Source organism: Peribacillus sp. Bi134, from assembly GCF_918698065.1.
Lineage (GTDB): Bacteria > Bacillota > Bacilli > Bacillales > DSM-1321 > Peribacillus.
The window spans coordinates 1-20,060 of the sequence record NZ_CAKKLN010000018.1 but is presented as its reverse complement, the minus strand read 5'-3'; the positions used below and the strand labels follow the sequence as shown (position 1 = coordinate 20,060).

Annotated in this window: 22 protein-coding genes and 4 pseudogenes; 17 read left to right on the top strand and 9 right to left on the bottom strand. The window is 35.6% G+C overall.

Annotated features, from left to right (window positions below):
• The first annotated feature begins 128 nt into the window (after window positions 1–128).
• The 4 genes from LQ188_RS25960 (at window position 129) to LQ188_RS25945 (ending at window position 4,022) form a co-directional block, all read left to right on the top strand.
• Window positions 129–1,769 (top strand): spore germination protein, encoded by a 1,641-nt coding sequence (locus LQ188_RS25960; RefSeq protein WP_101225824.1) that lies wholly within the window; start codon window positions 129–131, stop codon window positions 1,767–1,769.
• 181 nt (window positions 1,770–1,950) lie between these two features.
• Window positions 1,951–2,340, top strand: coding sequence for a MerR family transcriptional regulator (locus LQ188_RS25955; protein WP_230178842.1), 390 nt, complete (start codon window positions 1,951–1,953; stop codon window positions 2,338–2,340).
• A gap of 21 nt (window positions 2,341–2,361) precedes the next feature.
• Complete coding sequence (locus LQ188_RS25950) at window positions 2,362–3,534, top strand: MFS transporter (protein ID WP_230178840.1); 1,173 nt, start codon at window positions 2,362–2,364, stop codon at window positions 3,532–3,534.
• 182 nt (window positions 3,535–3,716) lie between these two features.
• A complete protein-coding gene (locus tag LQ188_RS25945; RefSeq protein ID WP_230178838.1) occupies window positions 3,717–4,022 on the top strand; it encodes a cell division protein FtsK in 306 nt (101 codons plus the stop codon).
• A 643-nt stretch (window positions 4,023–4,665) separates the two neighbouring features.
• Here LQ188_RS25945 and LQ188_RS25940 read toward each other — a convergent pair.
• On the bottom strand, window positions 4,666–5,388 hold the full coding sequence (locus tag LQ188_RS25940; protein ID WP_230178837.1) for an NAD(P)-binding domain-containing protein: 723 nt from the start codon (window positions 5,386–5,388) through the stop codon (window positions 4,666–4,668).
• 243 nt (window positions 5,389–5,631) lie between these two features.
• On the opposite strand from LQ188_RS25940, the gene LQ188_RS25935 reads away from it, so the two are divergent.
• The 3 genes from LQ188_RS25935 (at window position 5,632) to LQ188_RS25925 (ending at window position 7,004) form a co-directional block, all read left to right on the top strand.
• Window positions 5,632–5,991, top strand: coding sequence for a winged helix-turn-helix transcriptional regulator (locus LQ188_RS25935; RefSeq protein ID WP_101226146.1), 360 nt, complete (start codon window positions 5,632–5,634; stop codon window positions 5,989–5,991).
• A gap of 341 nt (window positions 5,992–6,332) precedes the next feature.
• A complete protein-coding gene (locus tag LQ188_RS25930) occupies window positions 6,333–6,710 on the top strand; it encodes a hypothetical protein (protein WP_230178835.1) in 378 nt (125 codons plus the stop codon).
• Window positions 6,711–6,824: 114 nt separating this feature from the next.
• Window positions 6,825–7,004, top strand: a complete 180-nt coding sequence (locus tag LQ188_RS25925) for a hypothetical protein (RefSeq protein ID WP_101226148.1) — start codon at window positions 6,825–6,827, stop codon at window positions 7,002–7,004.
• 100 nt (window positions 7,005–7,104) lie between these two features.
• On the opposite strand, the gene LQ188_RS25920 is transcribed toward LQ188_RS25925, so the two are convergent.
• The 3 genes and pseudogenes from LQ188_RS25920 to LQ188_RS25910 form a co-directional block, all read right to left on the bottom strand.
• The gene (locus LQ188_RS25920) at window positions 7,105–7,344 is read right to left on the bottom strand and encodes a hypothetical protein (protein WP_230178834.1); all 240 of its coding nucleotides are present in this window, start codon (window positions 7,342–7,344) and stop codon (window positions 7,105–7,107) included.
• The gene (locus LQ188_RS25915) at window positions 7,341–8,432 is read right to left on the bottom strand and encodes a spore germination protein (protein WP_230178833.1); all 1,092 of its coding nucleotides are present in this window, start codon (window positions 8,430–8,432) and stop codon (window positions 7,341–7,343) included. The genes LQ188_RS25920 and LQ188_RS25915 overlap by 4 nt, the downstream gene beginning before the upstream one ends.
• 26 nt (window positions 8,433–8,458) lie before the next feature.
• A pseudogene (locus tag LQ188_RS25910) lies at window positions 8,459–8,943 on the bottom strand (spore germination protein); the annotation flags it as partial.
• On the opposite strand from LQ188_RS25910, the pseudogene LQ188_RS25905 reads away from it, so the two are divergent.
• A pseudogene (locus LQ188_RS25905) lies at window positions 8,940–9,230 on the top strand (spore germination protein); the annotation flags it as partial. The pseudogenes LQ188_RS25910 and LQ188_RS25905 sit on opposite strands and share 4 nt — an antisense overlap.
• Here LQ188_RS25905 and LQ188_RS25900 read toward each other — a convergent pair.
• Window positions 9,225–9,903, bottom strand: a pseudogene (locus LQ188_RS25900) (spore germination protein); the annotation flags it as partial. The pseudogenes LQ188_RS25905 and LQ188_RS25900 overlap by 6 nt on opposite strands.
• Before the next feature lie 843 nt (window positions 9,904–10,746).
• Between LQ188_RS25900 and LQ188_RS25895 the strand changes: the two are divergent.
• Window positions 10,747–11,229, top strand: coding sequence for a hypothetical protein (locus LQ188_RS25895; protein ID WP_101226144.1), 483 nt, complete (start codon window positions 10,747–10,749; stop codon window positions 11,227–11,229).
• A gap of 259 nt (window positions 11,230–11,488) precedes the next feature.
• On the opposite strand, the gene LQ188_RS25890 is transcribed toward LQ188_RS25895, so the two are convergent.
• The 3 genes from LQ188_RS25890 to LQ188_RS25880 form a co-directional block, all read right to left on the bottom strand.
• Window positions 11,489–12,115: an FMN-dependent NADH-azoreductase gene (locus tag LQ188_RS25890; protein ID WP_101226143.1), complete on the bottom strand. Its 627-nt coding sequence runs from the start codon at window positions 12,113–12,115 to the stop codon at window positions 11,489–11,491.
• A gap of 71 nt (window positions 12,116–12,186) precedes the next feature.
• Window positions 12,187–12,771, bottom strand: coding sequence for a DUF3238 domain-containing protein (locus LQ188_RS25885; RefSeq protein WP_148359655.1), 585 nt, complete (start codon window positions 12,769–12,771; stop codon window positions 12,187–12,189).
• Window positions 12,772–12,909: 138 nt separating this feature from the next.
• Window positions 12,910–13,494 (bottom strand): DUF3238 domain-containing protein, encoded by a 585-nt coding sequence (locus LQ188_RS25880; RefSeq protein WP_230178832.1) that lies wholly within the window; start codon window positions 13,492–13,494, stop codon window positions 12,910–12,912.
• 151 nt (window positions 13,495–13,645) lie between these two features.
• Between LQ188_RS25880 and LQ188_RS25875 the strand changes: the two genes are divergently transcribed.
• The gene (locus tag LQ188_RS25875; RefSeq protein WP_101226140.1) at window positions 13,646–14,119 is read left to right on the top strand and encodes a MarR family transcriptional regulator; all 474 of its coding nucleotides are present in this window, start codon (window positions 13,646–13,648) and stop codon (window positions 14,117–14,119) included.
• Between the two features lie 303 nt (window positions 14,120–14,422).
• Here LQ188_RS25875 and LQ188_RS25870 read toward each other — a convergent pair whose 3' ends face one another.
• Window positions 14,423–14,686 carry a hypothetical protein gene (locus tag LQ188_RS25870; protein WP_230178831.1) on the bottom strand — a complete coding sequence of 88 codons (264 nt, stop codon included), beginning with the start codon at window positions 14,684–14,686 and terminating at the stop codon, window positions 14,423–14,425.
• A 258-nt stretch (window positions 14,687–14,944) separates the two neighbouring features.
• Here LQ188_RS25870 and LQ188_RS25865 point away from each other — a divergent pair, with 258 nt between their 5' ends.
• The 7 genes and pseudogenes from LQ188_RS25865 (at window position 14,945) to LQ188_RS25835 (ending at window position 19,592) form a co-directional block, all read left to right on the top strand.
• Window positions 14,945–15,442 (top strand): GNAT family N-acetyltransferase, encoded by a 498-nt coding sequence (locus LQ188_RS25865; protein WP_230178830.1) that lies wholly within the window; start codon window positions 14,945–14,947, stop codon window positions 15,440–15,442.
• A gap of 176 nt (window positions 15,443–15,618) precedes the next feature.
• The gene (locus LQ188_RS25860) at window positions 15,619–15,918 is read left to right on the top strand and encodes a hypothetical protein (protein ID WP_230178829.1); all 300 of its coding nucleotides are present in this window, start codon (window positions 15,619–15,621) and stop codon (window positions 15,916–15,918) included.
• A gap of 839 nt (window positions 15,919–16,757) precedes the next feature.
• Window positions 16,758–17,123: a DUF4440 domain-containing protein gene (locus LQ188_RS25855; RefSeq protein WP_230178827.1), complete on the top strand. Its 366-nt coding sequence runs from the start codon at window positions 16,758–16,760 to the stop codon at window positions 17,121–17,123.
• Between the two features lie 153 nt (window positions 17,124–17,276).
• Entirely contained in the window at window positions 17,277–17,474 is a 198-nt protein-coding gene (locus tag LQ188_RS25850) for a hypothetical protein (protein ID WP_101226153.1), read from the top strand.
• A 140-nt stretch (window positions 17,475–17,614) separates the two neighbouring features.
• Window positions 17,615–17,857 (top strand): annotated as a pseudogene (locus LQ188_RS25845) (helix-turn-helix domain-containing protein); the annotation flags it as partial.
• 63 nt (window positions 17,858–17,920) lie between these two features.
• Entirely contained in the window at window positions 17,921–18,883 is a 963-nt protein-coding gene (locus LQ188_RS25840; protein WP_101226152.1) for a WYL domain-containing protein, read from the top strand.
• Between the two features lie 76 nt (window positions 18,884–18,959).
• On the top strand, window positions 18,960–19,592 hold the full coding sequence (locus LQ188_RS25835; protein WP_054396774.1) for a type 1 glutamine amidotransferase family protein: 633 nt from the start codon (window positions 18,960–18,962) through the stop codon (window positions 19,590–19,592).
• The last annotated feature ends 468 nt before the right edge of the window (window positions 19,593–20,060 follow it).

Here is a 20,060-nt window from a genome sequence, read left to right as displayed (position 1 = left end):
GGGCAGGTTAGATACATAAAGAATATCTAAATATTAGCTCTAATAGCATCGTTGGGAATGATGGTATCCATAAAAGACAATTTTTTTGGACAGGATAAAAAGAAAAAGGAATGAAAGAGGTCCGGTCTATGGTTTCTTTTTTCAAACAAAAAGGACAAATGAAGAAACGTGAGAAGCGAAGGATTGATGAAAAGGACCAATCTAAAGGTATAACAACTGAACTTATTGACAGCTCCATTTCAGCCAATCTGGAAAAGGTGAGGCAGAAAACAGGTAACAGCCCCGACATTATTATCCGAAATTTGAAAATCAGTCAAAATCCTGAGATTAAAACGGCTATTTTGTATGTGCAGGGTCTGATTGATAATCCAAGCGTTACTGACTTTTTAATTGAATCCATCATGAAAAATCCTCATCTTAAAGAAAAACTACTTCCACAAGAAGCGTTGGAGGTAATCTCTAAAGACGTGGTTTCTCTCGGTGGTGTAGAATCCGTAACGGACTGGAAACAAATGGTTTTGTCATTATTATCAGGAGATAGCATCATTTTTGTTGACGGAATAAACATAGCCCTGGTTGCAAGTACAAAAGGGGGAGAAAGGCGTTCCGTTCAGGAACCTAGCACAAATTCTGTAGTTCGCGGTTCAAGAGAGGGATTTACGGAATCGAATGTAACAAACATAGCACTGGTACGCCGCATCATTAATAGTACGGATTTATGGATAGAGTCGATGAAAATTGGGACGGTGACAAAGACGGATGTTTCCATCATGTATATAAATGGGATTGCCAAAGAAGGAATCGTCGAGGAGGTTAAAAAGCGCTTAAAAGGAATAAATATTGATAGTATTCTTGAATCCGGATATATTGAACAATTGATAGAAGATCAGGTCATGACCCCATTCCCCACCCTGGATCATACAGAAAGACCGGATAAGGTCGCAGGCAATCTACTTGAAGGAAGGGTAGCCATTTTTGTTAACGGAACACCTTTTGTCTTGGTGGCACCTGCGTTATTTATTCAGTTCTTTCAATCTGTCGAGGACTACTTTGCTCGCTTTGATATAGCCTCATCTATACGTTTTTTACGTATTTTTATTTTCTTTATTTCGCTAATTGCCCCATCTGTATATGTGGCAGCTACAACGTATCATCAAGAAATGATTCCAACAAAGCTGCTCGTCATTCTTGCAGCCCAACGGGATTCCGTTCCTTTTCCGGCAGTTGTCGAAGCATTCATAATGGAAATAATATTTGAACTCTTACGAGAAGCAAGCCTAAGGATGCCCAAAGCCATTGGCGCGACTATGTCCATCGTTGGTGCTCTGGTGATTGGGCAGGCGGCAGTCCAAGCTGGAATTGTATCACCGGCAATGGTCATCATCGTATCGATTACGGCCATTGCAAGTTTTGCCACCCCTTCCTACGCCATGGCAATTTCGGCTCGCTTGCTGCGGTTCGTATTTATCATTTGCGCAGGCACAATGGGTTTATATGGTATGATTTTAGTCTTTTTTGTCGTCGTAGTTCATTTATGTAGCCTACGTTCATTCGGAGTTCCTTATATGACACCACTTGCTCCACTTAACCCGGAAGGACTAGGCGATACATTCTTTAGGAGACCAATGTGGGCGTTAAAATACAGACCCAAATTTTTAAGCTCCGATAATAATTTGAAAAGGGAAGGCGATAATCAAAGGCCACTACCTCCTACATCACGTGGGATGAAGACTTTTAACATGAAGAAGGGTGACGGCACTGAATCGTGACATGCTTTTTTCAAAACGGGTGCGTTAACTTAAGATCAGAGCTGTCTTTAAGGCAGCTTTTTCTTATGGCACTAACGGGGCAGGATAGTTGCATAAGAATTTAGATAGAATAATTTATAAATACCCTTGACCTGGAGTTCACTCCAGCTGTTATGCTTTCAAGAGTTAGGAGGACATTGTTATGATAATTTCAGAAGTAAGCGAAAAATTTGGTATCTCACCAGATACCCTACGCTATTATGAACGAATAGGTCTGATTCCCCCTATAAACCGTAACAAAAGTGGGTTAAGGGAATACACAGAACAGGACTGTCATTGGATTCAAGTAATTTTGTTTATGCGTAACGCAGGTATGTCTATAGAGTTGTTGCTGGAGTATGTAAAAATGGTTCATCAAGGAGATGAGACTATGCAAACAAGAAAGGAACTGTTAATAGAACAACGAAACCAGTTGGTTGCAAGAATTGAGGAACAACAAAAAACCTTGGAGCTTTTGAACGGGAAAATTGAGAGTTATGAAAAGTCTGTAGTTCCGAATGAAAAAAAACTAAAAAAACAAAAGAATAAGTAATAAACAGGGGTGATCAAACTTATGTCTAAACAGAATAGTTTACTTATAGTTATTTTGACCATAGGAGTTTTCGGTATCCTAACTACTGAGATGGGCGTAATCGGGATATTACCTTCAATTGCTGAGCACTTTGATATCAGTGTAGCCAAAGCAGGTTTGCTAGTGAGTCTCTTTGCACTTACTGTCGCAATATCTGCTCCGATTATGCCGATGGTGTTTTCAGGAATAAATCGTAAGAAGATAATGTTACTTGTACTTGGTATTTTTGTTTTCGGTAACATTGTCTCAATATTTGCATCAAACTTTACTGTTTTGCTAATTGCTCGTGTGATTCCAGCTGTTTTCCATCCAATTTATTGTTCGTTGGCTTTGACAGTAGCTGCCACATCTGTTAGCAAGGAAGAAGCTCCAAAGGCTGTTTCTAAAGTGATTATGGGAGTAACCGCAGGTATGATACTTGGTGTACCAATCACTAATTACATTGCTAGTGAAACCTCCATAGAAATGGCAATGTTATTCTTTGCCATCGTTAATGCAATTGCCTTCATAGCTACATTGATATTTATCCCATCCTTACCTGTTAAGGAAAGGCTATCTTACGGAACACAAATTAGTGTATTAAAAAAGCCAATTGTTTGGTTAGCTATTGCAACTGTCGTATTTATAGGTTCTGCAACTTCGAGCATTAATAGTTTCATTGCAGAATATCTTGGAACCGTTACAAATATATCGGGGAGGACATTAACTTTAGCATTATTTTTATTAGGCTTGGCAAGTCTTTTGGGAAATATTGCAGGAGGAAGGTTACTTACCAAAAATGCTATGAAAACTGCAACCCTTTTTCCAATCATATTAGGATTAGTTCTTCTATTGTCATTCCTTACAGGGAAGTCCACTGGACCTATGTTAATAACTATTATGTTATGGGGAATATTATTTGCTATAGGAAATAATGTTGGTCAATATTGGATTACCTCTTCGGCTCCAGAAGCTCCTGATTTCGCTAATGGATTGTTTCTCTCCTGCGGTAACTTAGGGATAACGATTGGAACCGCAGTAGGTGGATTATTTATATCAGGAATGGGTACACAATATGTTGTATTAGGGGGAATAGGATTCTTGATACTAACTCTAGTATCTATATTACTGAGAGGTTTTATATATAATCCTACAACAAAACAACTTGCTAACTAAGAAGTAAAGATAAGTATGTGAACATTTGTACTTAAACTAACGGGTGCGTTAGTTGAATTACAGGGTCCGAGGGTACGGTGATGTTTCTACAATTTTTTTACAAATAAAGGTAACTAATAATTAACAATTATGGCAAGCTTAATTTTGTTATAAACATCATTTTTCAAGGGATGGTGCAAGGGATGCTTAAACGAATAATAACTAAGTACGAACACCAGGGTCTGACCCCGGAGGAAATTGAGCATTTAAATTCTATAAAAGGACAAAATCCTTATGGGATGCTAACTCTATTATTAGGTTTAGTATCCTTTATTTTTGGGCCACAGTATATAATTATTCCTATCGTATCTTTGTTATTGGGTTTTATTACTTACCGGACCTTTGATTCTGAAAAAGAGGATAATCCTTGGACTTTTTACATTGGACTATTATTTGCTTTTACAGGATTAATATTGAACTTTTTACATTATGTACACGTATTGAACTGATGTTATGGTTCATTTCAGCAAAAAATGAAGAAAAGGAATAAGAAGGCAGAAATAGCGAAAGAATTTCTATTGGTCGTATGATGCTTTAAATTAAAATTGAAGTGAGTTTCTTCGGTAACTCCTTTTTTCTTGTTGAACTTACTAACGGGTGCATTAACTTAAGATCAGAGCTGTCTTTAAGACAGCTTTTTCTTGTGGAACTAACGGGGCAGGTTAGTTCCATAAGGAATACTGTTAAGTGACATTAAAGTTGTTTAATTTACAATAAAGTCGTTTAAAACATAATAAGGTTGTTTAAAAACGTCAGTCATGTTATTCCATTAAAGAGCCAGATTGTGAAAGATCACTAAACAAGAAAACTGGATATTTATGTTAAAATAATAGGGGGGATTGTGAAGAAATACTTAAGCTAACGTCGCAGATTAGTGTAACAACAATACAATTTTTTTACGTCGATGAAAATTGTTAACAACGTCTAAATATTTTTAAAGTGTTACATCCAAAGTGGATGAACAGAGAGATTTAAAATATGCCAAAATAGTGATCAAATATTTTGATCACTACTTTTGGTTCCAAATTTCCTATGTGTTCTATTCAATTTAAAATTAAATACCAGAGCAATGATCAATATGGGTTTCCTAAATTATGAATTATATATTTCTCTGTTTAGATTCACAATATCTTTATGTGAATATCCGGGCTGATAACTCTCTATCGCCTTATCCCGTAGGAATGGGGCTTTTTCTTTATTTGCCTTTTTCAATGCTTCTGTTAGTTCCTCTTTTGTAAGTTCTGTGCAATATGCAGGCGTTCCTGGTTGCTGTCTCCACGAATCACTTAAAGAACTACTATCTACTGCGTCGAAGCCTAGCTCGTTTACTACGTCCATGATTATTTGTTTTTGCGATAGGTCATTACCAGCAATCGCCATGGCAATGCGACCACTAGTACCTTCGGGGGTTCCTTTATTTTCTAAAGTATAAGCTAATTGATTGTTGAAAGCTTTAATGAAAGGTCTACCTAATTGATTTGAAACCCAAACACTTTCAACCATCCCGTTCTCAATTTCTTCAATTTTATTGTCTCTAAAAGGATAATAATTTGAAGTGTCTACAGCGATTAGTTCTTCTCCAGCTTTATCTACAATGTTGCGAATGCTTGGCATTACATGAAAAGGGATAGATATTATTAGAACATCAATATTAGTTATTACATTTTCTACACTCACAGGTGTTCCAGCAAACTCTTTTCCTTCTAAACGTTCAATTCCTCGAGCATCTGCGATTTTGACATCATGTCCATTCTTAACTAATTTTTTAGAAATAATTGTCCCTATTGGTCCTGCACCTATAATTCCAAATCTCATTATTGTTCCTCCTAAATATAATTTTGTCCGATTATGATTCAATATCAGCTATAGAATTTTCCAATTGCCTCAACGCGAAATTGTCTACATTCCTTTTTTTACAACCATTAAGGTAATTGAGTGGTAATTGTGTGTTTTGGTTATAAATAATACAATAAACACATTACTCTTACTTTTGAAGTAGGCAATAAAAAATGATATAGTACACTTTTTTGTACTTTACAGAAGAAAAGGGATGTAAGTATGGCCAGAATATGTAAGGATGGATTTGAAAAAGAGTTTATTAAGGAGCAAAGAGACGTTTATGGTATTGCGTATACCCAAAATATGCTTTCAGGACGCTGGAAGTATCTTATTCTTTGGTTTTTAAAAACAAAAGAACGTCGTTATAGCGAAATTAAAGCTTTTTTATGGGACATTTCACAAGGTTCTCTTACAAAACAGTTGAGAGAATTAGAAACAGATGGATTAATTAAACGAGAGGTTTTTCCTGAGGTACCTCCACGTGTTGAATATTCATTAACAACTAAAGGGCGTGAATTTATCCCAATACTTGATATGATGGAGAATTTCGGCAAAAAATTCGGGGAGAAACCTGAGTGAAATAATAAAATGATATTTTTTATTAATTGGGCCGATATTGTGAAGTGTTATTCTTAATTTAACAGGGGCGTTTCTGAAACAACGGAAACGCACTTTTCTTCTTTAAGTAACCAGCTAATAGAAGCTCAATCTTATTCCATTATAGGGCGCGATTCTTTAATAAGAATCGCTTTTCTTAATGAACTAACGGGTGCGTTAGCTGAAGATCGGAGCTGTCTTTAAGGCAGCTTTTTCTTATGGAACTAAAGGGGCAGGTTAGTTCAATACAAGGGAACTTTTACCTTTTTAGTTCGTATTAAAAGGAGCAGGAAATAAAGTTGTCCTTTGGAGTAGGTGTATTAATGAAAAAAATGTTATTGATCTCAACGATGGCTGCATTAGTATTAGCTGCGTGTGGTGAAGGAAAAGCACCATCTTGGAAAGGTACATGGAAAAATACGGATGGAGAAAAGATTGTTTGTCGAGACTCCTTTACCTTTAAAGGGGAAAATAATTTTGAAATTCAAAATTCAAGAGTCCAGGGCGGAGAACAATCTTCTGGAACATATAAACACATAGAGAATAATGATTACGAATTTGATTATGATGGTGGTTCTGACAATTTTACTATTATAGTCGAAAAAAATACGATGAAGGTTCAATTATCAGGCAAAGATACCATTTGCGAATATAATAAAGTCGATAAAATTAGAACTAAATACGAAAATCCATGGGAGTAATGATTGGAAAGCTTTATTAAACCTTTTTCTTATGCAACTAAAGGGGCAGGTTAGTTGATTAAAATTTGGTAGTAAAATTAGTTGATTATGTAGATTAGGGAGGATATTGAATAAATGAGTAATTGGTTATACATTCTTTATGCTGTAATTTTAGGAATAGTATCTTGGTTTACTGAGGAAATAGTAACCTTTGTTATGTTGGGGGTTATTCTAATTGCATTGAATAATATAAATTCAACTCTTAAAAAGATTTATCTTCAAAATAATGAGAGAAGTAATAACGAAGATAAATAGATGTGAAAATAATTTGATTTAAAACTAAACGGTGCTTTACTTCAATAACAGGAGCTGATTAGATTAGAAGCTCTTTTCCTTATGGAACTAACGGGGCAGGTTAGTTCAACAAGCGCAGTGTACTCGTACTGTCAGCTATTAGTTTGTTTCTTGAATAACCATCCCCTTGTTCGTTTAACTTTTTCTCGATGGAGGACTGCTTGGCTTTATCGAATGCTAAACCGATACCTAAACTTTGCTCTTCAATTTCATGACTGCTCCAGCATCCTGTAAAGGATAAGAACAAAAGAACGGAGAGGGAAATGAAGAGGGGGCGTATATTGTTATGTGCTTGTTTCATATTTTCCTCCCTCTTATTCTTGAGATAATAAGCAGGAGAAGCGGGAGAAAACCAAATAAAAACAATGCCATATGGCCGACGAAATCCCCTAGTTTAAATAGGTCATTCATATTTTTCGGAATCATGGCAATGATGTAGAGAATCGGAAGCAAGCCAAACATGAATGGGTGAATGCTCTTTTTCGTAAGTTGAGCCAGCCCTAAAGCAGCCGCAAGGTATGAGATGGTAAATGTGGCAAATATTTGCATGACCCAAACCCCGAGCAATAAAGATTCAAACCGTTCAAAGATTAAACCGGAGATTTCAAAACTCCGTATAAGGTCCAGTGTCGGCCATGTTCTCAGGACCACTCCATCAACAGATAATGCCCCGATCACCATTACGACCGTTATCACATAAAAAATCAATGGAATGGAAACTCCAACAAGCAGGGCTTTTACTGCTTTTTTTGGCTGATTCATAAACGGAACAAGCAGTAACATGATTTCAGGCCCTGAAAAAGCGAAAGCCGTTGTTTTTACTCCTTTTAGTACAGGGATGACTCCGTCTCCTAATACAGGACGCAGATTATCGATCTCAAATATTTTGAAGCTCATAAGGGTAACAACCAAAAAAAGGATAACTGCCAAAGGTAATACAATCTCAAAAAGACGGGCGATGGGGTTAACTCCTCCGATGATGAGATAAAGACTTACCCACATGAAAATCATGGTAATTGCCCATGTAGGCGTACCTTCCAGAAGTAAATACCTTACTACCTCAGCCATTGCACGGAGCTGAAATCCGGAAGTCATAATAAAATAAAGTATTATAACTAAACTAAGTGAACTCCCCACCCATTTTCCTACAATTTCATTGATGTATAGATAAACGGTTTTTTCGGGAAACTGTTGGCTTAATTTGACCATGATCACCCCAGCGATTATCGCGATAATCCCGCCTAAAATAACGCTTATCCATACATCTGGTGTATGCACCTTCTCGGTAGCTGATCTGGGTAGGGTGAGTAATCCTGTGCCTAGTACAAAGTTGATGACAATGACAGCTGTTTGAGGAGTTGTAATTTGGTCTTTCGGACTGAGAATCATTCTTTAACCACCCTTTCACCGATAGGTTATCCTTTGCGAATGGGATTTTTTGTATGCATCATCTTTGGACGGCGTTTCATCATCATAAGTGGCATGCGAACCATCAGGTCTTTCCACTCACTTAAGCGATAAGGAACGGCTGGATTCAAATAGGGCACACCAAAGCTTTTTAATTTAACTAAATGGCTGGCCATTAAAAGAAAAAAGAGAATGACCCCGAATAATCCAAATGTGGCAGCACATAGCATGGCGGGAAAACGAAGCATCCGTAATGTAAACCCAGTACTATATTGCGGAATGGAAAATGATGAAATAGCGGTTAAGGCTACTACAATGACCAAAACAGGGCTAACGATCCCTGCCTGTAAGCAGCTTCCCCAATGATTAAACCGCCGACAATTCCCATTGCGGGACCGATTGGCTTAGGCAATCGGAGTCCTGCTTCCCTCAAAATTTCGATGGATATTTCCATGAATAATGCTTCGATAAGTGCCGGAAACGGAACCCCCTTTTCCGCAGGTACAGAATACAGAGCGTCCTGATCGGGTGATCGCTGCTTTGATGGAAGGTCGAGTGGCCATCTTGTTAAACGGGAAGCCCTTCGCTTTGAGCATGATGTTACAATCACCGGAAGATTATTATGAAAGGTGGATTCCTGGTACATTCATCCGTATTCGTTACCTCGCAGCTATTCTGGCTCTTTTTACACCGTCTTTGTATATAGCTTTCATCTCTTTTCATTCAGGGATGATTCCGACCAAACTGGCCATTTCCATTATAGGAACCAAGGCTGGGATTAAGGTAATTATCCTCGATAAGTTGCTCTACATAACCCGATTCCGGAACACTATCAATATCAATTTTCTTAATTCGATTTTCTACCTCTTGAACTAATTCGGGATCAACAATATCTTTAATATAAGCGACAACTAAGTCTTTTTTTGACTGCTTACCTACTTGGAATTGTACTAACGATAAACTTTCAATTTCACCACTACTCCTTAAAAAAGATGTATTATCAACTAAAGATTCAGTGAAACCGATCCGTGGACCTCTGACTAATGCCTCTGATACCGGCTCTTCAACAGTTCTTGTTTTTAGTTTTGTTGTACCAAGGATTAGGGCATCCACTGATCCATCAAATAAAAGCGCGGTAGAACCTGTTAGTACTTTTGATGCTAACTCTTTAATGGAACCAACTTCTTCAACCTCACTAATAGATTTTTATGAATTCTTTTGAAATGCTTCCTTTGATGTAAGGAAGGACCTGTTTATATTCTGCTGAAAAATCAACCATCAATGATGTCATAATATGTTTATCAATGATGTCTTTATCTGATAATCCATCCGCAAAAATGATAATTGACCGAATACCGGTACGCCCTATATTAAATTCTCGAAAATGCACATCCCAATTATGGCCAATTTCTTGCCTAACCATTTCTAGATTTAAATTAAAATTATCTGTAAACTGATCAGTTGGGAGGTAGTTGCTACTTGTTTGTCTTTATTAGTAACTTTTCCTTTTTTACTGATCTTTGATATCCACTCTTTCATTTTCATCACTCATCCTTTGAGTTGCGAAGCCGATTAAACAATTTGGAGATTAAATAAGGAATAAAAAACACAATAAAAGCTTGTATAAAAACCTGCCATTCTGGAAGGTAGGAAACAATCGTTTTCCACATTTTCATCACCCTATACTTGCCTAATATCAGCAGCTAAAATCTGTGTAATCTTCTACAAAATTCCTTTATTTCTCAAATAGTATTAATATCTTATACGTTTCTTATGCAAGGAAGTTAAAGGCAATTCGCCTTATTTCCATCACTTTATACGTGTATTAGCTACACGGGACAATAAATGTCATCCAACAATCTCCACTGGTTGTAAATATGACTTGGATTTAAATGGAATAATATGTAATGGTAGCTTACATAAACAGTGCAAATGATCCCAATCTAATGGTTATTGGGAAAAGAGAGACCGTTAAGGTCTTTATTTGGTGGTAACTTTTTAAGTTCACGTTTCTTTACTAACCCAATAGCTGATTTATCAATTATGTTCTTAAATCTTAGTTGCGAACTAATAAAATTTTGTGAAGAAATATACTTAAACTATCGGGTGCGTTAGCTGAAGAACAGAGCTGTCTTTAAGGCAGCTTTTTCTTATGCAACTATCGGGGCAGGTTAGTTCCATAAGAAATTGGTTTATTATGGTATAATATTTGAGTTATTGTCTTCAAGACTCAATGTTAGGGTGGATAATTTAATGGTTCGAAATTTTCATCCATCTTTTAGGGGGGGGCAGGCCTTTGTTTACTTTGAAAAAGATCACAGTGGGGCTCCTGCTTTTAGGTAGTCTTGCTGCTTGTGAGACAGAACAAGTCAAACATACTGAAAAGGTAGATACCCAAGAAGGAATAACTAAGGAAGAACCCACAAGAACTAACAGCGTTCCATCTTATGAAGTAACCAAGTATCATATTTACGGCGGTTGGATGACAGATAAGTCATACATAGTGATTTCATCTAATGGCGATGAGCTAAAGTACGAAAATATCAAAAAGAAAAATGAAAAAAGGGATATCAGATACTTTAAATTAGCAGAATCCACGGGACACAAAATGACTGCGGTATTATACAGCAAAGAAAAGACCAATCGGACTTCATTTATAACTTTAGAGTTAAACAAGGATAGAACAGAATTAACTATCACTATGCCGAACGAAAAACCGGTCACCTACACAAAAGCAATGATGGATCCGGAAGAGTTTAATCCTGAATTTGAGTGGTGAAAAATTATCCGAAAAATGGTACTGAACTAACGGGGCAGGTTAGTTGAATAAGGAAATCAAGTTTATATATATTTTGTCCATCAACTTTTCATTGTAATGCAATCCTTCTTTCTATCGTTTTATAAGATTAAAATGGAATTATTACATCAATTGGATTCCTAACTCCTCCCAAAGTAGCAAGATAAGCGAATAAAAAAAGCAGTACCACCACTAATAAAAGTGTTGGTACTGCTATATTGAGTGACAAGTTTTTTATTAATTAGAACGTACTTGCTACTTTAACAGCTTTTTCAAGCCCTGCAGCAATAATTTCTTCTGCTTTATCTGCGAATTGGTTGTGACCTTCAATCACTATTTTCTCTATATCTTTTACACCGAAAAAGCCCATCATACTTGCTACATATTTAACAGCCATTTCTACTTCAGCTGCTGGTCCTTTAGAATACACACCGCCACTTGCATTTAATAATGCAATTTTTTTATTTCCAACAAGACCTACCGGACCTTCTGGCGTATATTTAAATGTTTTGCCCGCGCGGTTTAAATAATCAATATATGTGTGTAGTACAGCTGGAATTGTTAAGTTCCATAATGGGAATCCAAACACAACTTTATCAGCTGCAAGGAATTGTTCTAAATATTTATCAGCAACAGTTACTGCTTTTGCTTCTTCTGCTGTTAAATCAAGTCCTCTACTAGCCTTAAATGTACCGTCAATCATATCTACTCCTACATATGGCAATTCTTCCTTGTATAAATCAAGTTCTACCACTGTATGATTTGGATGTGATTCTTTATAGCTTGCTAAAAAAGCCTCATATAATTTCACACTCACCGCCTGGTTTGCGGGGCGATTGTTTGCTTTTACAAATAATACTGTTGTCATTCTATTTTCCTCCTGTTACTCACTCTTATGTTGTTATATATTTATTCACTAAAAAGGGAATCCTATTGTCTTTACATTATCTTTTTAAAACTATATTCCATGTCTCCACCTAGAGCTTCAGCTGTATCACCAGTTTCTCTGAAGTCATGTGTATGAATCTTTTCAAACGGACCAAAGTTTACTTGCTTATAAAATTCATAACAAGGGAATCCGTCATGTGCACCTTGAATATCGATAGTACCATCTTTTTTGACATGTACAGTTAATAGATAATCAACGGGAGGTGCATATACATTTAATGGGTTGCTAGCACTAGCACTCATTTGAAATTTGACGTCATCTGATCTCCATACAACATCAGTGCACAAAATACCTTCCGTACTAGCTTTTCCTGATTTTTTATTAACGGAACCATCAGGAGTTGTGATTCTTTCTGTTGTTATGCCAGTATTCGCATATGTGAAGATTTCTTTTTTATAAAAATCTACCACTACTTCTTGTTCAATTCTGGAACGCATAGCGTTTACAGCATATGGTGTAAATTCACGTGAGTCACCTTCGAATTGAATCACGTTTCCTGTTTGAGTATCTTTCTTAGGTTCAGTCCAAGACATTGGAATAAACACACTTGCTCTAACTTTAACGATATTAGTCATGAGACATACCTCTATGATTTTTAATTTTATGGATAATAATATTGAGTCATTGAGCAAAGCAGATCGCAATTTCTTTCGTATAATTATTGCTTTTCCTTTAATATTTGCTTCTTGTAAACTTCTACTTAGTATTTATATCTAGATTGTCGTTTTAAAACTGTATTCCATTTCCCCAGCTAGCGCTGCTGGAGTGTCACCAGTTTTTCTGAAATCATGTGTATATATTAATTCAAATGGACCAAAATCTGTTTGTTTATAAAATTCATAGCAGGGGAACCCATCATGTGCACCTTCAATTTGTGCAACACCACTCTTGTTAACATGTATAGTTAATAAATAATCAGCCGCAGGTGCTGCTGCATTTAAAGGGTTGCTTGCACTTGCCCTCATTTCAAAAGAAATTTCATCAGGGCCCCACATAACATTAGTACATACAATATTTTCTGTACTTGTTTTTCCTTTTTTATAATCAATAGAACCATCTGGATTTGTAACTTTTACAGTTACGGTACAAGCATTTGTATAGGTGGAAATTTCTTTTTTATAAAAATCAATAATCACTTCTTGCTCTAATCTTGACCGCATAGTGTTTACAGCGTTTGGTGTAAATTCACGTGCATCACCAGTGTATTCGAATATCTTTTCTGTTGCAGGATCTTTAATAGGTTCCAACCAAGCATACGGTGCAAATACACTTCCTCTAATTTTAACGATGTTAGCCATGAGAACCCTCCATAATGTATTAATTTTGTTTCGGTGAATCCTATTTCTTTTATAATCGAACTATAGTCAACTTGATTGACTACATGGTGTATAGTACAATGGATTTCAAGTAAAGTCAACTTAATTGACTTTATTTGAGGAGGTTTTATGTATGAATCATGAAGTATTTAGTGAATTGGATCTTACATCACTTTTATCATTATCCTTTAGTACATTAATTAATGAATTACATGACAGATTGAGTGAATTGGGATTTGGAGATATTAGACCTGCACATGGTTTTATGTTTAAATGCATCACTCCCAATGGAGCAACAGGTATAGAACTAGCCGAATATTTAGGAATTACAAAGCAAGCTGTGAGTAAAATGGTGGATTATCTTGAGAAAAGTGGCTATGTAATGCGCAAAGCTCATCCTACTGATAAGAGAGGGAAAATTATTGTTTTGACCGAACGAGGTTGGTTAGTAGTGAAAGCAAAAGAGAAAATACTAACTGAGATTGAGCAACGTTGGATTGAAAACATAGGTGCTGAACGCCTGCAAATGCTCAAAGAAGATTTAACAAAATTAGTTTATGAAGAAAATGAAGATAAACTATCATCGAGGTTAAGACCTGTCTGGTAATTATAGAGTTTATAAACCATTAAAGGGCGCGATTCTTTAATAAGAATCGTATGTCTTAATGAACTAACGGGTGCGTTAGTCTAACAAGCGAACAAAAAAGTCGATTCGATTCCTTATCAATACAGGAAATCGACTTTTTTAGGTTGATATTTGCTTAGCATACAAAATTTTCGAAATGTTGGAGGTACCCCTAAAAGTAGGAATATAAAAGAAAAGAAACATAGAGTTTCTAAAGTTTCACCCCATCTTACCCTGTTATGCTTTAGATAAAAAGAAAGCACCCTCGAAAGGATGCTTTACTTTTCAATCTTCATCTTCATCTTCTTCATATTCATTTGGATCGGTGGTTATGGCAATTTTTTTTTCATCGCTACGAAAATCGAATTTTAATCCCCAATTACAACTAGTTACACTAAATGTGTTGTTGTTGATAGAAAAGGCTATAATCATTTCGTTCATATCGTCTTTCTGCACTACAATATAGCTTTTTTCATTAGAGAAAACCGTATAATCCGGATGTGCTATAAGTTTCCAGCCGTCTACTAATTCTGTTTGGATTGTTTCCATGCATGCCACCTCATTTTATGTAATACCTAAATTATACAATAACATAATACAAAAGTAATGGTTGGAAGTTCTTTGTACAGGATAAAGTACCATACGAATATTTTGTACCCCATTATCAACTCTATTTTGTAGGTGATTGGATTGTGTCTAAAAAGGCTCTACACCATTGAGATTGTGAAAGAATGTACTTAAACTAAAGGGGCAGGTTAGTTCCATAAGATGTATAATATTGGATATATATTTGTGGAGGGGAATTCAATGTTAATCAGAGAGATAAAACCTGAGGATACTGAAAGTTTTGATTTGCTAATGAAGCAAGTTGAAACCGAGGCTGATTTTATGCTTATGGAACCAGGAGAAAGAAAAGGTTCTCCTGAACAACAACGTAAATGGTTGGAACGAGTGGACAAGGAGAATAATTCAACGGTACTTGTTGCAGAACAAGGTGGACAGTTAGTAGGATATTTAGCAGTCATTGGCGGAGATACAAGAAGAACAAAACATTCAGCCTACCTAGTTATAGGTATTTTAAAAGAATACACAGGGCGTGGTATAGGAACAAATCTATTTCAAAGGTTAGAAGAATGGGCAATAACTCATAATATCTTACGGTTAGAACTAACAGTAGTCATTCAAAATGAAGCAGGAGTATCTCTATATAAGAAAATGGGATATGAGATAGAAGGAATAAAAAGAAACTCATTATTGATTAATGACACACTTTTCGACCAGTATTTTATGTCTAAATTATTATAGGTACTTGTTAAACTAACAGGTGCTTTAGCTGAAGATCGGAGCTGTCTTTAAGGCAGCTCTTTCTTTATGGAACTAACGGGGTAGTTTAGTTGAAGAAATAAATTTAAAAGTAACATAGTTTTAGTTGTGGTAAAATATGTTATTGGAACAGTTAGAAATTATTGGGAGGTTTTTATATGAAAGGGAAATTATTTTTAACCCTTGGTTTTGCAGGAGTTTTAGCAGTATCAATTGGTTTTGCGAAAGACTTGCAAAAGACAGAAGCATCGGCAGAAGTTTCCTCAAAACAAACAGATACATATAAACTTGTTACTAGAGAGGAACAAGACCGTAGAGAAGGTATGGCAGCTGAAGGAAAAGATGTTACCACCGTTATAACAGCAGAAGAGCAAAATATGGTAGAAAATAGCTCAGCTCAACAAGGGTTTGTTTCACAAAAAAATGGGACAGGTTTCTATTTTATTAAAGAAAAATGACAATAAATATATAACACTACTTAAACTAACGGGTGTGTTAGCCGAAGAAATTTTTTTAGGATTAAACAAACATAATATCCGGAGGGAAAAATGGTTGATTATAGTTATGAGAAACAACATCTGAAAAAACTCAGGACTTTTATTTTTATCACGATAGCATTAATTTTTTCAATGATATTTATATTTATTAGCATTTTTCTTTTGTATTTTTCTATGTCAGGCATTTTAGACGTTGCGTATTTCCCACCAAAACTAGCAATTTTTTCATTCTTAATTTCTATTGTATTTTCTGTTTTAGCAATAAAAAATCTCTTTGGTAAGATATTGTTAGTATTAAACATATTTCTAATGCTATTTATGATTTTTTTTGGACCATAAATATTTACAAGAAGACTAACTTAGCGTGTAATAGTCAGGCTGTTGTTTAGACAGCCTTTTTTTAACGGGGCAGGTTAGCAAGATTGTGAAGGTTTGTACTTAAACTAACAGGTGCGTTAGTTCATTAAGGATCACAAAAATAATCAATCTTTTTATAAAGTAATCAAGAAGATTAAAAATATATGTTGTTCGAAAAAGGGGAGGGAATAGATATTGCCTTCCCCTTTGTGTTTACAGATAAATTTGTATGACTGTATTGTTTATAATGTACTCGATTTTGTATCTCAAAACAGTTTAGTGATTGAATTGGTGCGGTTTTGAGTGGATTAATAATTCTATGTACTCAAATTCATGTCCCCAATGTACTTATCTTTGTGTCTTCGTACAATCGGGCAGATTAGCTAAAAGAGGAAAAAGCGAGTATTCGATATTATTCGTATAGTAGACAAGGGGAGTGGAAAATGGAAAGTGAATCTTCGTTAAAAGAACATTTACGTCAACTAGAAGAGAAGTTGTTAAAACCTGAGATTCGCACATCACAAAAAGAGCTTAATAATTTACTTGCAGTCAATTTTTTTGAATTTGGAAGTTCTGGTAAAGTCTTGTACAAAGATGAGGGGATTGGTGAAAACGGAATAGGTGAGGTAAAGATGACATTGAGTAATTTTGAAATACATCCATTGTCTGAAGAAATAGTGTTAACTACTTACCGAATATTTAACGAAGTAAAACAACAACATTCATTGCGAAGTTCAATTTGGAAATTTCGAGAGGGAAGATGGAAAATGTTTTTTCACCAAGGTACAAAAACAACTCCTTCGCTCTAGTTTCTTAATGAACTAAGGGGTGCGTTAGCTGAAGATCGGAGCTGTCTTTAAGGCAGCTTTTTCTTATGGAACTAACGGGGCAGGTTAGTTCTACAAGGAATAATGCATTTGAAATAGAATTTATATAGTACGTCAATTAAGGAAGAAGGCTGAATGATATTGATTAATACAGTTTTTTCATATGTTCTTTTCGGTGTGATAATTTTCTACGCCTTGGAATGGGCAGCTGTTGGTTCAGGTTTTAAGGTACTAATTGGTGGGTGTTTTGGTTTACTTTTATATATAGCTATTCATTTTAGTAAGAATAAAAAAATAATGAGTGATATGGAAGAGCTCGATGACAGGCAATAATATCCTAACAGGTGCCTTAAATCAATAAGGGAGTTGCTTTGGCAGCTCTTTTTCTTATGGAACTAAAGGGACAGTTTAGTTGAAGATGGAACCACCCATTTTTTAGCAATTTACTTAAATTCGATGGCGGGATACCGAAGATGGCGGGTGTAAACCAATTAGAACGTGATCTTATCCGTATGCGGCAGCGTGAAGGGATTGAACTGGCTAAGAAAGAAGGAAAGTTTAAAGGTCGGTTAAAGAAGTACCATAAAAATCATGCAGGAATGAATTATGCAGTAAAGCTTTATAAAGAGGGAGATATGACTGTAAATCAAATTTGTGAAATTACAAATGTGTCTAGGGCCTCATTATATAGAAAGCTATCGGAAAGGAACAGATGATGAGTTATACCAAAAATCGGAAATATATAATAGGAAATAAATTCCATATAGAGGTGGAATCATATGCCTAAAATTGACAATATGTTAGCAATTCTATGGATGCTTCGTTCAGGTGAAAAAATTACTGCAAAACAAATTTCAGAAAAGTTAGAGATGAATATAAGGACTGTGTATCGTTATATTGATACAATTTCAACAAGTGGCGTACCTATAATTTCAGAACCAGGACATAACGGTGGATACACTTTATTGAACAATTTTATTGAGGCTCCTCTTTTTTTTGATTTTGAGGAGCAAACTTCACTATTTCATGCTGCTGTTTTTGCAGAAGAAGCCGGATATTATGGAAGTGAAGCACTAAATAGGGCCATTTCAAAACTAAGTAAATACTCAAATCAAGAGCAGGAAACAAAGATAAACCAACATTTAACTAGTCTTGAAGTAATAAGTCGATTAAGTTCAATCTCTATGGAACCTTTTTTGAAGGAGTTGGAGCAGGCCGTAGCTGACGGGTACTCAGTAAAAATTCTTTACCATAAAAGTGGCGAAAAGCAATTAAATTATAGATTGGTCCATCCGTACAGAATTATCTATTGGAATAATAAGTGGTATGTGATTGGATTTTGTCATCTTAGGGATGATATCCGTAGTTTTAGAGTAGATCGAATTGAAAGTCTAATGCTAACCGAAAATAAGTTTAACCGGCCAGAAAATTTTTCAGCACGTGACTTTTTTATGAAAAACCTCCTTCCAACTATAGAAGATAAGGGAGGGAATAATTCTTTAGTTATTAATGGGAATACAAGGACGTTGGGAGATATTTGCCAACATTGGTTTTTAGGACATTATTTACAAGAACGGACTTCAAATCAAGCAGTATTTCTTCTTGAAAAGGATATGATACATACATATGTACCTTATTTACTTTTACCGTACGGTAAATCTATTCAAGTTATTGAGCCAATAAGTCTAAAGAAAAGACTTATTGAAGTTCTGTCGGAATTAATAAAATTTCATCAAGTATGATAACTTCCCTGACGTTAGCTGTCAGGGAAGTTATATTATAATTGGCTATATCAATTGTGATTGGGAGTGTTATTGGATGCAAACAAAAAAAGTTTATCTATATGTATTTAACACAATGTCAGACTGGGAATATGGATATTTAATTGCCGAACTAAACACAGGAAGATATTTCAAAAAAGATATAGCACCTTTAAAAGTAGTTACAGTAGGAGCTAATAAAGAAATTATTACTACGATGGGGGGACTGAGCATAAAACCAGATATTCCCCTTGATGAGTGTACTCTTGAGAGTAAAGATCTTTTAGTTTTGCCTGGAGGGAATACTTGGGGAGAAGTTATTCATCAACCAATCATGAAAAAAATTGGCGAAGCTTTAAAGCTTGGCACTATTGTTGCTGCAATTTGTGGTGCAACTGAGGCCCTTGCGAATATGGGATACCTAGATTCTAGAAAGCATACAAGCAATAACTTAGAGTATATTAAAATGGTTTGTCCTAATTATAAAGGAGAAAAATTTTATGAGATGGGACCTGCGGTATCTGGTGAGAATTTGGTTACTGCATCAGGAGTAGCTCCTCTGGAATTTGCGATGGAAGTACTGAAAAAATTAGATGTATTTGCACCAGATACATTACATTCATGGTATAACCTAAATAAGACTCACAAACCTGAATACTTCTTCCAGTTAATGAATTCAATAAATAGATGAGCTAAAAAAACCAACTTAGCAGATTTATATTAGTTTAAATAATTTCCATGCTTTAGACAGTGTCAAAGCATGGTTTTTGAATATAACTTAAAAATGCTTATGGAGTAATGAAAAAGCCCAATTTCTCTTAATTAACGGTGAAGTTGGGCTTTTTAGTATTGAAAATTCCTTAACGTTGTAAATCCGCATTTTCCTGACGGTACCCCTAATTGTATTCCTTATGGAACTAACGGGTGCGTTCGTATTATAAGGTCGACCAGTAAAAATTACTGGTTGACCTTTTTTTAATAGAATCTATTATATCAGTAGCCAGAGTAGGACGTACGGGTGCGTGGGACTTGATCCCGTGAACTAAACTGTCCGCCCCCTACTTGTAGAAACATGTTTGAGGCTGGTTGGGACGCAGATCTCGAATAACAAGCGAAGCTATGACACTACATGGAGGACTTGGGGTACTGGTTAGTAAGT

Coding starts and splice junctions, on each gene's coding strand:
- LQ188_RS25960 (WP_101225824.1), top strand. CDS start 129: ATGGTTTCTTTTTTCAAACAAAAAGGACAAATGAAGAAACGTGAGAAG.
- LQ188_RS25955 (WP_230178842.1), top strand. CDS start 1,951: ATGATAATTTCAGAAGTAAGCGAAAAATTTGGTATCTCACCAGATACC.
- LQ188_RS25950 (WP_230178840.1), top strand. CDS start 2,362: ATGTCTAAACAGAATAGTTTACTTATAGTTATTTTGACCATAGGAGTT.
- LQ188_RS25945 (WP_230178838.1), top strand. CDS start 3,717: ATGCTTAAACGAATAATAACTAAGTACGAACACCAGGGTCTGACCCCG.
- LQ188_RS25940 (WP_230178837.1), bottom strand. CDS start 5,388: ATGAGATTTGGAATTATAGGTGCAGGACCAATAGGGACAATTATTTCT.
- LQ188_RS25935 (WP_101226146.1), top strand. CDS start 5,632: ATGGCCAGAATATGTAAGGATGGATTTGAAAAAGAGTTTATTAAGGAG.
- LQ188_RS25930 (WP_230178835.1), top strand. CDS start 6,333: ATGAAAAAAATGTTATTGATCTCAACGATGGCTGCATTAGTATTAGCT.
- LQ188_RS25925 (WP_101226148.1), top strand. CDS start 6,825: ATGAGTAATTGGTTATACATTCTTTATGCTGTAATTTTAGGAATAGTA.
- LQ188_RS25920 (WP_230178834.1), bottom strand. CDS start 7,344: ATGAAACAAGCACATAACAATATACGCCCCCTCTTCATTTCCCTCTCC.
- LQ188_RS25915 (WP_230178833.1), bottom strand. CDS start 8,432: ATGATTCTCAGTCCGAAAGACCAAATTACAACTCCTCAAACAGCTGTC.
- LQ188_RS25890 (WP_101226143.1), bottom strand. CDS start 12,115: ATGACAACAGTATTATTTGTAAAAGCAAACAATCGCCCCGCAAACCAG.
- LQ188_RS25885 (WP_148359655.1), bottom strand. CDS start 12,771: ATGACTAATATCGTTAAAGTTAGAGCAAGTGTGTTTATTCCAATGTCT.
- LQ188_RS25880 (WP_230178832.1), bottom strand. CDS start 13,494: ATGGCTAACATCGTTAAAATTAGAGGAAGTGTATTTGCACCGTATGCT.
- LQ188_RS25875 (WP_101226140.1), top strand. CDS start 13,646: ATGAATCATGAAGTATTTAGTGAATTGGATCTTACATCACTTTTATCA.
- LQ188_RS25870 (WP_230178831.1), bottom strand. CDS start 14,686: ATGGAAACAATCCAAACAGAATTAGTAGACGGCTGGAAACTTATAGCA.
- LQ188_RS25865 (WP_230178830.1), top strand. CDS start 14,945: ATGTTAATCAGAGAGATAAAACCTGAGGATACTGAAAGTTTTGATTTG.
- LQ188_RS25860 (WP_230178829.1), top strand. CDS start 15,619: ATGAAAGGGAAATTATTTTTAACCCTTGGTTTTGCAGGAGTTTTAGCA.
- LQ188_RS25855 (WP_230178827.1), top strand. CDS start 16,758: ATGGAAAGTGAATCTTCGTTAAAAGAACATTTACGTCAACTAGAAGAG.
- LQ188_RS25850 (WP_101226153.1), top strand. CDS start 17,277: ATGATATTGATTAATACAGTTTTTTCATATGTTCTTTTCGGTGTGATA.
- LQ188_RS25840 (WP_101226152.1), top strand. CDS start 17,921: ATGCCTAAAATTGACAATATGTTAGCAATTCTATGGATGCTTCGTTCA.
- LQ188_RS25835 (WP_054396774.1), top strand. CDS start 18,960: ATGCAAACAAAAAAAGTTTATCTATATGTATTTAACACAATGTCAGAC.